The sequence below is a fragment of the Mycobacterium sp. IDUB_36 genome (assembly GCF_055419225.1).
Window position 1 is genome coordinate 290,623 of sequence record NZ_JBVAXH010000002.1, and the last position, 14,635, is coordinate 305,257.

The 14,635-nt window shown below is 68.3% G+C and carries 4 protein-coding genes; 1 reads left to right on the forward strand and 3 read right to left on the reverse strand.

Translation table 11 applies throughout. From position 1 onward, the window contains the following. Positions 1-3 precede the first annotated feature (3 nt). Both ACZYW1_RS19760 and ACZYW1_RS19765 read right to left on the reverse strand, forming a co-directional pair. Entirely contained in the window at positions 4-12,408 is a 12,405-nt protein-coding gene (locus ACZYW1_RS19760; protein WP_463788170.1) for a type I polyketide synthase, read from the reverse strand. Positions 12,409-12,639: 231 nt separating this feature from the next. Next, positions 12,640-12,978: a hypothetical protein gene (locus tag ACZYW1_RS19765; protein ID WP_463788171.1), complete on the reverse strand. Its 339-nt coding sequence runs from the start codon at positions 12,976-12,978 to the stop codon at positions 12,640-12,642. A gap of 144 nt (positions 12,979-13,122) precedes the next feature. Between ACZYW1_RS19765 and ACZYW1_RS19770 the strand changes: the two genes are divergently transcribed. Next, the gene (locus ACZYW1_RS19770; RefSeq protein ID WP_463788172.1) at positions 13,123-13,467 is read left to right on the forward strand and encodes an RNA polymerase-binding protein RbpA; all 345 of its coding nucleotides are present in this window, start codon (positions 13,123-13,125) and stop codon (positions 13,465-13,467) included. 1 nt (position 13,468) lies between these two features. Here ACZYW1_RS19770 and ACZYW1_RS19775 read toward each other — a convergent pair whose 3' ends face one another. Beyond that, a complete protein-coding gene (locus ACZYW1_RS19775) occupies positions 13,469-14,530 on the reverse strand; it encodes a hypothetical protein (protein WP_463788173.1) in 1,062 nt (353 codons plus the stop codon). Between the last annotated feature and the right edge of the window lie 105 nt (positions 14,531-14,635).

Here is a 14,635-nt window from a genome sequence, read left to right on the forward strand (position 1 = left end):
GGGTTAGTCGTCGTCGTCGAGGAACGCGGCATTGACCAGGTCGTCGAGATCCATTGTCGCGAGGTCTTTTTCCTTGTCCAGGTCGGTGTCGGCACCATTGGTCTCGTTGGCCAGGCCGAGCAGAAGGTCCAGGACTCCGGCTTGACGCAGACGCTTGACCGGAATGGACGCCACCACGCGCTGGATCTCCGCCTCCCCGGGTGCGGCTTTGGCCGTCACTTCGGCCGAGGCGCCGACCAATTCCTGGCGGAAGTAGCCGGCCAGGGCCGTCGAGTTCGGGTAGTCGAAGATCAGCGTCGGCGAAAGTGGCAGCCCGGTGGCGGCTTTGAGCCGGTTACGCATCTCGACAGCGGTCAGCGAGTCGAAGCCCAACTCCTGGAACGCCTTGTCCGGATCGATCGCCTCCGGCGTGCTGCTGCCCAGCACCGTCGCGATGTGCGAGCGGACCAGATCCAGCAGCACCGCCTGCTGCTCGTCCTCTGGCAGGCCGTCCAGGCGTTGCAGCAGCGCCGACTTCGACTTGGCCGCGGCCAACGAATCGTCGACCTGACGTCGTGCCGGCGCGTTGATCAGATCGACGAACATCGGCGGCAGGGTGCCACCGTCGAATTTCGTTCGCAGCGCGGCGATGTCGATGTGGGCCGGCAGCAGGAACGGCTCGTCGATCACCATCGCGGTGTCGAGCAGTTGCAACGCCTGCGTGGACGTCATCGCGATGATGCCGTCACGCGCGAACCGGGCGAAGTCGACGGCGCCGAGCTCACCGGTCATGCTGCTGGTCTGATCCCACAGACCCCAGCCGAGCGACAGCGCCGGCAGACCGCGGTTGCGGCGGTGCACCGCGAGGCCGTCCAAGAAGCTGTTGGCGGCCGCGTAGTTGGCCTGACCCGACGAGCCGACCAGGCCGGCCATCGAGGAGAACATCACGAAGGCCGACAGGTTCGTATCCTTGGTCAACTCATGCAGATTCCACGCTGTGTCCACTTTGGCCCGCAGTACCGCGTCCACCCGCTCGGGCGTCAGCGACGTGACCACCGCGTCGTCCAGGACACCCGCGGTGTGAATGACCGCCGACAACGGATGCTGCACCGGGATGTCGGCCAGCACCTTGGCCAGTGCCGCCCGATCGGAGGCATCGCAGGCGACGACCGACACCTCGGCCCCATCGGCGGACAGCTCCGCGGCCAGTTCGCCCGCGCCCGGAGCGTCCGGCCCACGGCGGCCGATCAGCACCAGGTTGCGCACACCGTGGTTCGCGACCACGTGCCGTGCCAGCGCCGAGCCGGCCATACCGGTACCGCCGGTGATCACCACCGTGCCCAGCGCCCACGCGTCCGGCATCGTCAAGACGACCTTGCCGGTGTGGCGGGCCTGGCTGAGGTACCGCAGTGCCGCGGGCGCCCGCCGCACGTCGAAAGTGGTCACCGGCAGCGGTCGTAACGTCGCGTCCTCGAACAGCGCCGTCAATTCGGTCAGCATCCGCTCGATGTGATCGGCGCCCGCCTCGAACAGGTCGAAGGCGCGGTAGCGCACACCGCTGTACTCCGCGGCGACCTCCGCGACCTCGCGGATGTCGGTCTTACCCATCTCGAGGAACACCCCGCCCGGGGCAACCAGCCGCAGCGACGCGTCGACGAAATCGCCGGCCAGCGAGTCCAACACCACGTCCACGCCGCGACCATCCGTTGCGGCCCGGAACTTGCCCTCGAAGTCCAGCGACCGGGAGTCGCCGATGTGAGCGTCATCAAAGCCCATCGCCCGCAACGTGTCCCACTTACCCTGGCTGGCGGTGGCGAACACTTCCAGCCCGAAGTGGCGAGCCAACTGCACCGCGGCCATTCCGACTCCGCCGGCTCCGGCGTGGATCAGGATCCGCTGGCCCGCCTGCACCTCGGCCAGCGCCGTGAGCGCGTAGTAGGCGGTCGCGAACACCACCGGCGCGGTCGCCGCTTCGGTGTACGACCATCCCGACGGAATGTCCATCAGCAGACGCGCGTCTGTGACGGCTTGGGTGCCGGTGCCCTCGGGGAACAGGCCGGTCACCCGGTCACCGACTGCGAAACGGCGGACATCCGGGGCGGTTTCGATCACGACGCCGGATGCCTCGACACCCATCACCGCGTCCTCGTCCGGATAGAGGCCGAGTGCGATCATGACGTCGCGGAAGTTGGCCGGCATGGTGCGCACGGCGATCCGCACCTGGCCGGCGTCCAGTGGCGCGTCGGCGTCGGGGATCGGCTCGAGCACCAGGTTCTCGAAGGTGCCCTTGCTGGACATGCCCAGTCGCCACGCGCCATCACCCGGCGGCACCAGCAGGGCGTCCACCGCCCGGCTGCCGTGCACCCGTCCCGTGTAGACGGTGTCGTCGCGCACCAGTACCTGCGGTTCGCCGGCCGCCAGCAGCGCCGCGATCGTCGTATCGTTCAGTGGCGCATCGGAATCCGCCAACACGATCCGGCCCGGATGCTCCGTCTGTGCGGAACGCACCAGACCCCAGACGGCGGCGCCGGCCAGATCGGTGACGTCCTCCCCCGGTCGTCCGACCGCGCCGCGCGTCGACACCACGAGAGTCCCGGAGTCGTGCTCGGCAAGCCACGTCTGCAACGCGGCCAGTGCCTCGTGCGTGCGAAGGTACGTGGACGCCAGCGCATCGTCGTCGCCGGGCTGAGATTCGAAAACGTCGTACGACGGTGTCTCGACGTGAGATCCGGCTGCCGCCGGCGCCCAGACCACTTCGAAGATCCGGTCGGGGCCGGAGCCGGAGACGGCGGCCATCAACTGCTGCCGCGACACCGGCCGCGCCACCATGGACGCCACCGACAGCACCGGAAGGCCCAGCGCGTCGGCGAGTTCCAACGACACCGAGGACGGGCCGGACGGCGCGATCCGTACTCGTACCGACGAAGCCCCGGACGCGTGCAACGACACGCCCTGCCACGAGAATGGCACCAGGACACCGTCTTTGCCGTCGTGGTCGGCTTCGGTCGCGACGATCACCGCGTGCAACGCCGAGTCGAGAACCGCGGGGTGGACCCCGAATCCGGTTGGCGACACACCGGCGTCGGCGGGCAGCGACACATCGGCGAAGATCTCGTCACCGCGACGCCACATCGCGGTCAGGCCCTGGAACGCCGGGCCGTAGCCGTATCCGCTCGCCGCCAGCCGGTCATAGAGACCGTCGATGTCGACCGATGTCGCGCCCGGTGGCGGCCAGGCGGCCAGGTCGGCATGCGGCTCGGCCGAACCGGGCCGCACGATGCCCTCGGCGTGCAGCGTCCAGCCCGAGTGCGCGTCGGCGCGGGAAAGCACCGACACCGCACGGCTGCCCGACTCGTCGGCACCGTCGACGACGACCTGTACCGCCACCGATCCGGTCGCGGGAATCACCAGCGGGGCGGCCAGCGTCAGTTCGTCGACGACCGAGCAGCCGACCTCGTCACCCGCGCGGATCGCCATCTCGACGAAGCCCGCTCCCGGGAAGATGACGACGCCACCGACCGCGTGATCGGACAGCCACGTCTGGGATCCCGCGGCGAGCCGACCGGTCAGCACGACGCCGCCGGACCTCGGCAGATCCACCACCGCACCCAGTAACGCGTGCTCGCTGGCCGACAAGCCCAAGCCCTCCGCGTCGACCGCGGCGTCGTCCGCGGACAGCCAGAAACGACGCCGCTCGAATGCATAGGTCGGCAACTCGACGAACCCCGCGCCGGGCAGCATGGCCTGCCAATCCACCCCGACACCCGATACGAATGCCTGCGCCACTCCGTTCGTCAGGCTGTCCGGTTCGGGACGGTCCTTGCGCAGCAACGGGACCGACGCCACGCCTGCCTCCGGCAACGACTCCTCGATGGATGCCGTCAGGCCGCCACCGGGTCCGACTTCGAGGAATCGGGTGGCGCCAGTCGAATTCGCGAAGCGGATGCTGTCGGCGAATCGGACCGCGGCGCGGATGTGCCGAGTCCAGTAGTCGGCCGAGGCGAAGTCGTCGCCGACGAGTTCGCCGGTCACGTTGGAGATCACCGGGACGGTGACCGGGTTGACCGTCAGTTCCCTTGCCGCCGCTTTGAATTCGTCGATCATCGGCTCCATCAGCGGCGAGTGGAACGCGTGCGACACCGCCAGCCGGTGAACGCGACGACCCTGTGCCCGCAGCTGCTCGCCGATCGCGGTGACGGCGCTCTCGTCCCCGGACACCACCACCGACGACGGGCCGTTGACCGCTGCGATGCCGACTGCCTCGCTCAGCAGCGGGGCCAGCTCGTCCTCGGTGGCCTGCACCGCGACCATGGCACCACCGGGCGGCAGTGCCTGCATGAAGCGGCCGCGGGCGACCACCAGCAGCGCGGCGTTCTCCAGCGACAGTGCACCGGCGACATGTGCCGCGGTCAATTCACCGACCGAATGGCCCATCACGAAGTCCGGTCGCACTCCCCACGACTGCAGCAGGCGGTACAGCGCCACCTCGACGGCGAACAACGCAGGCTGGGCGAATTCGGTGGTATTCAAGAGGTTTTCATCGTGGCCCCACATCACTTCACGCAGCGGGCGCAGCAGGTGGCGATCCAGCTCACCGACCACGGTGTTGAACGCCTCCGCGAAGACCGGGTAGGTGGCGTGCAGTCCCATGCCCATGCCGAGCCATTGCGAGCCCTGGCCGGGGAAGACGAAAACAGTCTTGCCCGGCAACGACGTGCCGGTGACCACCGATCCACCGGGCAGGCCGTCGGCCAGCTCGGCCAGACCGGCCAGCAGGTGGTCGCGGTCGGCCCCCAGCGCGACGGCACGGTGCTCGAACGCGGTGCGGCCGGCCAGTGACCAACCGACGTCGGTGGCCGCCAACTCGTCTCGGGCACCGATGAAGTGGGCCAACCGCGACGACTGCGACGCCAGCGCCGTCGTCGACTTGGCGCTGAGCACCCACGGGACGACCGCCGGCGGCGCGACCACGGGGTCGGCGGCCTGATCGGCCGGCGGAGCCGACTCGATGATCACGTGCGCGTTGGTGCCGCTGATGCCGAACGACGACACCCCGGCACGGCGTGGCCGGCCGGTGGCCGAGTCGGCCCGCCACGGCTGTGGTTCTGTGAGCAGTTGCACCGAACCCATCGACCAGTCCACGTGCGGGCTGGGCGCATCCACATGCAGGGTCGCCGGCAGCACCTCGTGGCGCATCGCCAGGATCATCTTCATCACCCCGGCCACGCCCGCCGCGGCCTGGGTGTGGCCCATGTTCGACTTGATCGACCCCAACCACAGCGGCTGGGGGCGGTCCTGTCCGTAGGTCGCCAGAATCGCCTGCGCCTCAATCGGATCGCCGAGCGTAGTCCCGGTTCCGTGGCCCTCGACCACGTCGACGTCGGCGCCGGTCAGACCCGCGCTGGCCAAGGCCGAGCGCACCACTCGCTGCTGCGATGGACCGTTGGGCGCGGTCAGCCCGTTCGAGGCGCCGTCCTGGTTGATCGCCGAACCGCTGACGACGGCGAGTACCGGGTGGCCGAGACGCTTGGCGTCGGAAAGGCGTTCCAGGACCAGCATTCCGCCGCCCTCGGAGAATCCGGTGCCGTCGGCAGCACCGGCGAACGCCTTGCAGCGTCCGTCGGTGGAGAGTCCGCGCCAGCGGCTGAATTCCACGTAGATGTCCGGCGTGGCATTGATCGTCACACCTCCGGCCAAAGCCAGGTCCGACTCTCCGGTTCGCAGTGACTGCGCGGCCATGTGCAGGGTCACCAACGACGTCGAGCAGGCGGTGTCCACCGACACCGCCGGGCCTTCCAGTCCCAGGACATAGGACACCCGGCCGGACGCGACGCTGGACAGCTGGCCGGTCAGGCGGAACCCTTCCACCGGCTTGGCGGAGAACATGCCGTAACCCTGTGTCATCAGGCCGGCGAACACACCGGTGGCGCTGCCCCGCAGCGTGGTCGGGTCGATTCCGGCCCGCTCCAACGCTTCCCAGGTCAACTCGAGGAACATCCGCTGCTGAGGATCCATCGCCAGCGCCTCGGACGGACCGATGCCGAAGAAAGCGGGGTCGAAGTCACCGACGTCGTCGACGAACCCGCCGACACGGGTGTAGCAGGTCTCGGCGACATCGGGGTCGGGGTTGTACAGGTTCGCCAGGTCCCAGCCGCGGTCGTTGGGGAATTCGGAGATGACGTCGCGGCCCTGAATGACCATGTCCCACAGGTCTTCCGGCGAGTTCACCCCGCCCGGGTACCGGCACGCCATGCCGACGATCGCGATCTGCTCGTCACCGGTGATCCGCATGGCGGGCACCTGCTTGACCTCTTGCGGAACGCCGGCGAGCTCGGTGCGGAAGTAGGACGCCAGCCGGCTCGGTGTCGGGTAGTCGAAGATCAGCGTCGGCGAGAGCGCCAGACCGGTGGCGGCCTTCAGCCGGTTGCGCATCTCGACTGCGGTCAGCGAGTCGAAGCCCAACTCCTGGAACGCCTTGTCCGGATCGATCGCCTCCGGCGTGGTGGTGCCCAGCACGGTGGCGATGTGCGAACGCACCAGGTCCAGCAGCACCGCGTGCTGCTCCTCCTCGGGTAGGCCGTGGATGCGTTGCGCAAGAGCCGATTTGGACTTACTGGCCGCCAGCGAGTCGTCGACCCGTCGGCGGGTGGGTGCATTGATCAGATCGATGAACATCGGCGGCACGACGGCGGCGTTGGCCCGCAGCGCGGCGGTGTCGATGTGGGCCGGCAGCAGGAACGGCTCGTCGATGACCATCGCGGTGTCGAAAAGCTGTAGCGCGTCGGCAGACGCCAGTGCCTTGACTCCGGTGCGGGCCAGACGGGCGCGGCCGGCGTCGTCGAGTCCGCCGGTCATCTCGCTGGCCTGATCCCACAGGCCCCAACCCAGCGAGGTGGCCGGCAAGCCGTGTGCCCGGCGGTGGGCGGCCAGGCCGTCGAGGAAGGTGTTGGCCGCGGCGTAATTCGCCTGGCCCGAGGACCCGACCAGACCCGCCATCGAGGAGAACATCACGAACGCCGACAGCTTCGAATCCTGGCTCAGCTCATGCAGATTCCAGGCCGCATCGATCTTGGCCCGCAGCACCGGGTCCACCCGCTCCGGCGTCAGCGAGGTCAGCACCGCGTCGTCGAGCACACCCGCGGCGTGAATCACCGCCGACAGCGGATGCCGAGCCGGGATGTCGGCGATCACCTTGGCCAACGCGGCGCGGTCGGCGGCGTCGCACGCCACCACCGACACCTCGGCGCCGGCGGCCGACAGCTCCGCCGTCAGTTCCGCCGCACCCGGCGCCTCCGGGCCGCGGCGGCCCAGCAGCAACAGGTTTCGCACACCATGATTGGCCACCAGGTGACGGGCCACCGCCGACCCGGCCATGCCGGTGCCGCCGGTGATCAACACGGTTCCGGACGCCCACGCGTCCGGCATGTTCAGCACCACCTTGCCGGTGTGACGCGCCTGACTGAGGTAGCGCAGCGCGGCGGGTGCGCGCCGGATGTCGAAGGTGGTCACCGGCAACGGGCGCAGCACGCCGGCGTCGAAGAGCTCACCGAGTTCCAGCATGTACTGATGCATCCGGTTACGGCCGGGCTCGAACAGGTCGAAGGCACGGTACCGGACGCCGGGGTATTCCTCGGCGATCTTCCCAGGATCGCGGATGTCGGTCTTGCCCATCTCGAGGAACACCCCGCCGGGCTTCACCAGGCGCAGCGACGCGTCGACGAATTCACCGGCCAGCGAGTCGAGCACGATGTCGAAGCCGCGGTCGCCGACGATGGCGCGGAACTTGTCCTCGAATTCCAGGGTGCGCGAATCGCCGATGTGATCGTCGTCGAAACCCATGGCCCGCAACGTGTCCCACTTGGGCCGGCTGGCGGTCGCAAAGACCTCCAGCCCGAAGTGGCGGGCCAGTTGTGCGGCCGCCATGCCCACACCACCGGTTCCGGCGTGCAGCAGTAGTCGCTGGCCCGGCTTGACGTCGGCGAGGTGGACGAAAGCGTAGTAGGCGGTGGTGAACACGGCCGAGATCGCGGCGGCTTCGGCATAGGACCAGTCCGACGGCATCGGCAGCAGCAGCCGGATGTCGCCGGCGACCAGCGTGCCGCTGCCGTCCGGGAAGAAGCCGTATACGTCGTCGCCGACCGAGAATTCGGTGACGCCGGGGCCGACTTCGACCACCACGCCCGCGCCCTCACCACCGATCAGCGCGTCGTGGGTGAACATCCCCAGCGTGATCATGATGTCGCGGAAGTTGGTGGAGATGGACCGCAGAGCGACCCGCACCTGCCCGGATTCCAGTGGCGCATCGGCGTTGGGCACCGGTTCCAGTTGCAGATTTTCGAAGGTGCCCGCGGTGGACAGGCCCAGGCGCCATGGCCCGTCGGCGGGTGGCACCAGCACGCTGTCGACAGCTCTGCTGCCCCGTACCCGTGCGGTGTAGATCGTCTCGCCGCGCACGACCAGCTGCGGCTCTCCCACCGCCAGCACCTCGGCGGCGGTCGAATCACTCAGTGGTGCATCCGAATCCACCAACACGATGCGGCCCGGGTTCTCGGTCTGCGCCGAGCGCACCAGGCCCCACACGGCTGCGCCGGCCAGATCGGTGACGTCCTCGCGCGGCAACCCCACGGCGCCGTGGGTCGACACGAGTAGGACACCCGACTCGTGTTCGGCCAGCCAGGACTGCAGCGCCGCCAGCGCGGTGTGCACCCGCTGGTAGCTTGCGGTGACGGAATCGACTGTCGTCGAGGCGGATTCGAACACCTCGTAGGACGGTGTCTCGGCGTGCGACGCGGACGACGCCGGCGACCACACCAGCTCGAACAGCCGGTCGCCGTTGGCGCCCGACATCGCCGCCGTCAACTGCTGCTGGGAGATCGGGCGCGCCACCATCGACGACACGGTCAGCACCGGCAGCCCCAGCCCGTCGGCCAGTTCCACGGAGACCGCCGACGGCCCCGACGGCGCGATCCGCGCCCGCACCGCGGACGCCCCCGCCGCGTGCAACGACACGCCCTGCCACGAGAACGGAAGCACCACGTCGGCACCGCCGGAGTGGGTGACCGCGGCCGCATGCAGCGCCGCGTCCAACAGCACGGGGTGCACACCGAAGCCGCTGACACCGCCGGCCGACTGGGGCAGAGTCACCTCAGCGAAGTACTCCTCGCCGCGCCGCCACAACGCGGTCAGGCCCTGGAATGCCGGGCCGTACTGGTAGCCCCGCTCGGCAAGCCGCTGATAGCCGTCGGTGACGTCGACAGCGACCGCCCCTTCGGGTGGCCACACCGACAGATCGGCGACCGGCTCGACCGTGCGTGAGGACAGGATGCCCGTCGCATGGCAGTTCCAGGCGGAATCTGTGGTCTCCCTGGAGAACACCGACATGGTGCGCTGACCGGACTCGTCGGCGGCGCCCACCACCACTTGCACTGACACCGATCCGGACGCGGGTAACAGCAACGGCGCTTGCAGGTTCAGTTCGTCGACACTCCCGCAGCCGACCTCGTCGCCGGCACGGATCGCCAGCTCCACGAAGCCGGCACCCGGGAACACCGCCACTCCGTCGACAGCGTGGTCGGTCAGCCAGCCTTGGGTGGCCGACGACAGCCGACCGGTCAGCAGCACGCCGCCGGAGTCCGGCAGTTCCACGACCGCACCCAGCAGGGCATGCTCACTGGCGCCGAGACCGAGTCCGGCGGCGTCCACCGCGGCACCGTCACCGGAAAGCCAAAAGCGCTTGCGCTCAAAGGCATACGTCGGTAACTCGACGAAGCCGGCCGCCGGCACGGTGGCGCGCCAGTCGATTTTGACGCCCGCCACGAAGGCCTGGGCGGCCGAGCTGAGGAAGCGGTCCAGGCCACCGTCGTCGCGGCCGAGGGTCGGGACGACGACTGCGTCCGCTCCCCCGTCGGTGGCGGTGTCTTCGATGCCGGCGATCAGCGCGGGGTGCGGGCTGGTTTCGATGAAGGTCCGGTAGCCGCTCTGAGCCGCGGTGCGCACCGCTTGATCGAACTCCACGGTCTGACGGATGTTGCGGAACCAGTAGTCGGCGTTGAGGTCCGCGGTGTCCTGGACGGCACCGGTCACGGTGGAGAAGAACACCGTGCGCGCCGATTGCGGTTGGATCCCGCGCAGCGCCTCGCCGAGTTCATCGCGGATCTCGTCGACAGCAATCGAATGCGACGCGTAGTCGACGTCGATGCGACGGGCGCGGGTTTCGCGCTCGAGGCACAGCGCCACGATCTCGTCGAGCGAAGCTGCCTCGCCGGAGAGGACGACGGCCGATCGGCCGTTGACGGCGGCGATGCTGACCCGATCGCCATACGGCGCCAACAGGTCTCGTGCTTCGTCGGCTCCGCATGCCAGCGACGCCATTCCGCCTCGGCCGGACAGTGCCAGCAGCAGCTTGCTGCGCAGCGTCACCACCCGCGCGGCGTCGCGCAGCGACAGCGCACCGGCGACGTAAGCGGCGGCGATCTCGCCCTGGGAATGCCCGATCACCGCGTCCGGGCGGACCCCGATCGATCGCCACAACTCGGCCAGCGAGACCATCACCGCGAACAACGCGGGCTGCACTACGTCAACACGGTCCAGCCCGGGTGCGCCCGGCGCACCGCGCAAGACGTCGATCAACGACCAGTCGACGAATTCGCTGAAGGCTTCCGCACAGGCGTTGATGTGCTCGGCGAAAACCGGTGCGGCGTCGAATAGTTCGACACCCATGCCGATCCACTGCGAGCCCTGGCCGGGAAACACGAACACGGTTTTGGCGGCCGGTACGGCCCGGCCGGTGATCACCGATGCGCCCGGCGCGCCGTGCACCACTTCACCCAGACCGGTCAGCAGTTGGTCGCGGTCGTTGCCGAGAACGACGGCCCGGTGCTCGAAGGTCGACCGCCCGGCCAATGACCAGGCCACGTCACCGGCGTCCAATTGCTCACGGCTGCTGACGAATTCAGCGAGACGCTGCGCCTGCGACTGAAGCGCCGCGGCGCTCTTGGCCGACAGCACCCACGGCAGTACGGACGGTTGCGGCTCCGCGCTCTGGAGCGTTTCGACCGACGGGGACTCCTCGATGATCACGTGGGCGTTGGTGCCGCTGATCCCGAACGACGACACCGCCGCACGACGGGCATGACCATTGGCCGCCCATGGCTGTTCCTCGGTGAGCAGGGATACCGAGCCGGCCGTCCAATCCACATGGGGGCTGGGCTCATCCACATGCAGCGTCGCCGGCAGCGTCTCGTGGCGCATGGCCTGCACCATCTTGATCACGCCCGCCACGCCTGCGGCGGCCTGCGTGTGACCTATGTTCGACTTGATCGAACCCAGCCACAGCGGTGCGTCGGCCCGGTCCTGGCCATAGGTGGCGAGCAGGGCCTGGGCTTCGATCGGATCGCCCAGAGTCGTTCCGGTGCCGTGGCCTTCGACCACGTCCACGTCGCCTGCGCTCAGTCCGGCGTTGGCCAGCGCGGTGCGCACCACCCGCTGCTGGGAGGGACCGTTGGGTGCGGTCAGCCCGTTGGAGGCGCCATCCTGGTTGACCGCCGTGCCGCGTACCACCGCGAGTACCCGATGTCCCAGCCGCTGGGCGTCGGACAGTCGCTCCACCACCAGCATTCCGCCGCCCTCGGACCAGCCGACGCCGTCGGCCGCGCCCGAGAAGGGTTTGCAGCGGCCGTCCGGCGACAGCCCGCGGTGTCTGCTGAATTCGACGAACACGGTCGGGGTGGCGTTCACGGTCGCGCCACCGGCCAGCGCGAGGTCGCACTCTCCGGATCGCAGCGACTGCACCGCCATATGCAGGGCGACCAGCGACGACGAGCACGCGGTGTCCACCGACACCGCCGGGCCTTCCAGCCCCAGCACATAGGCCACGCGACCGGTGGCCACGCTCGAGGTCATACCCGTCAGCCGGTAACCCTCGATCTCTTCGGCGAGCATGCCGTAGCCCTGCACGATGATGCCGGCGAAAACTCCGGTCGCGCTGCCGCGCAACGACGTCGGGTCGATTCCACCCCGCTCCAACGCTTCCCACGACAGCTCCAGCAGCATGCGGTGCTGCGGGTCGGTGGCCAGCGCCTCACTGGGGGCCACGCCGAAGAATCCAGCGTCGAACCCGGCCACGTCGTCGACGAAACCACCAGACCGCGCGTAGCACTTGTGCGGAGCGTCGGGGTCGTCGTCGAACAACCCACCCAGATCCCAGCCGCGATCGGTGGGGAACTCCGACATGACGTCCCGCTTGTCAGCCACCATGTCCCACAAGCTGTCCGGCGAATCGACGCCACCGGGGAACCGGCACGACATACCGACAATGGCGATCGCCTCACCGGAGCGCTCCAGCAGCGCGCGGTTCTTGGTCTTCAGCCGCTCGACCTGGACCAGCGCTTTACGCAACGCCTCGGTTGCGTGCTGGAGTTGGTCAGCCATGTCGTTACCCCTCGCCTAACGTCGGTCGTCGCTCACTCAGAAATGCGGGCCTGGATGAGGAGCAGTCACTCGCCGCGCGAATGGCGGCTTACCTGCCCTTCGGCCCGAGAACATCGTCGGCGGGCGCCGACTCGCCCACCCCGCCCATGGCCCGGCTCCGCACCCGATCCCGGTGCCCAGCGATCCATGGCGAGACTGTACCCGCCACAAGTCAGCCGAGCCTAAGCCCGGTCAGCGCCATCCGTCGGCTGCCGTGGCAGCCCGCATCAGGGCGGCACACAGCTCGCGGAGCTCCGGCGTGCCCGCACCTTCATCCAGGGCGGTGGCAACGTCTTCGGCAGCGCATCGCACCTGGTAGACCCGGTCGGACAGGTCGGCGGCCTCGTCGGCGGAGAGCACCACGGCATCGGCGGGCAGAACGGCGCCTTTGGCTCCGTTGATCGACGCCCGCTGCTCGTAAGCCCGCTGTCGGCAGGACTGTCGGCAGTACTGCCGGCGCCGGCCCAGCCCACTGTCGGCGACGTCACGGCCGCACCAGCGGCACGGCTGCGGGTGGGCACGGCGTGTCACGGGGCCGACTTTAGTCGGGGTGCCCGGCGAATCCCGGTAGCATGGACCGTTGGGTCACCCGCATGACTGGGAACTACCTTGCTGGGTCGAACGTTGATCACTGCGCCCAGCTACTGAGAAGACATTAAGAGGGAGTGCTAACCAATGGCCGATCGCGTCTTGAGAGGCAGTCGCCTTGGAGCCGTCAGCTACGAGACCGACCGCAACCACGACTTGGCGCCGCGACAGGTCGCGCGCTACCGCACCGAAAACGGCGAGGAATTCGACGTTCCGTTCGCCGATGACGCCGAAATCCCCGGCACCTGGCTGTGCCGCAATGGCCTGGAGGGCACCCTGCTCGAGGGTGACCTGCCCGAGCCCAAAAAGGTCAAGCCGCCGCGCACGCACTGGGACATGCTGCTGGAGCGCCGTTCGGTCGAAGAACTCGAGGAACTGCTCAAGGAGCGGCTCGAGCTGATCAAGACCCGCCGGCGCGGCAGCGGCGCCTAGGTCAGAACAAGAAGGACAACGTCGGCGGGATCAGGTCATCCATCGGGAATGCGCCGATGTCGAAGTAGTTCGGGTCGAAGACCTGGGCCGCCAGGCTCGCCCACGGTGACACGTCGATGTCGCCGAACGGTGTCTGCAGCCATGCTCCAATCGCATCGGTGGTGGTGCCCGCGGTGCCGGTGCCGGCCAGATCGAGGCCGATGGAGTCGTAGCTGAAGCCGGGTCCGAGGACCTGCGTTGTGATCACAGCGTTGTCGATGCCGGCGAGGTCGGACAGGAACAGCTGCTGTGACCCGAAGCCGTTACCGATACCGGTGTAGCTGAGGGTGTTGATGATGTTGGCCTGAGCATCGTCGTTCAGCGCAGTGCCGAAGGCCTGGACATTGACTCCGTTGTCTTCCAGGAAGTCCTTCGCAAAGGTCGTCAGGTTCTCAGGGTTGAACTCGACGTCCTGCGTGCCGTACGCGGTGTTGCCGAACACACCCGCGGTCTGATAGTCGAAGTCGGGAGTCCCGGTCACCTCGATGCCGAACGGGTTCTCCGGAGGGTTGGAGAAGTCGAACAGCTGGCTCTCCAGGTAGGCCAGGCCGCCGTAGTCACCGCCGTTTTCCACGTTCGACACGTCGAAGGTGCCGTAGGGGGTCACCAGGAAGGCGCCGACGGCATGGTCGACGCCGTTGCTGTTCAGCGACTCGAAACCGGGGCCGACCATGTCGATGTAGGCGTAACCGTAGCCGGCGCCGAAGTCATGGATGCCAATGACGCCGCTCTCGATATTGGTGTTCGGGATGGCATCGAAGATGAGCTGCTGCTGGGTTCCCATGCCGTCTTGCAGCTTGTTGACGATGTCGCCTTCGATGCTCGTGACCAGGGGGTTGCTGATGCTCAGCGGATCGCCGTTGACTTCCACGTACTTCTCGAAGAACTGTTGCACCGGGGCCGCGAGTTCTCCCGAATTCACGTCGATGGTGCCGTTGCCGTACGCGATCGACTGCATCGGCGTGAGCGCCTGGTAGGTGAAGTCCGGGTCGGTAAAGCCGAAACCGAACGGGTCGGGAACCATAAGAGTGGTCGGGTCCCCTGGCTCTGCGGCTGCGATGCCAGCGGACAGACACGTTGCTACCGCGGCCCCACCAACCACGACGGACGAGATCAAGCGCTTCATTAC

Excerpts from the sequence above, each read along its gene's own strand:
- ACZYW1_RS19770 (WP_463788172.1), top strand. The coding sequence starts at position 13,123 with ATGGCCGATCGCGTCTTGAGAGGCAGTCGCCTTGGAGCCGTCAGCTAC.
- ACZYW1_RS19760 (WP_463788170.1), bottom strand. The coding sequence starts at position 12,408 with ATGGCTGACCAACTCCAGCACGCAACCGAGGCGTTGCGTAAAGCGCTG.
- ACZYW1_RS19775 (WP_463788173.1), bottom strand. The coding sequence starts at position 14,530 with ATGGTTCCCGACCCGTTCGGTTTCGGCTTTACCGACCCGGACTTCACC.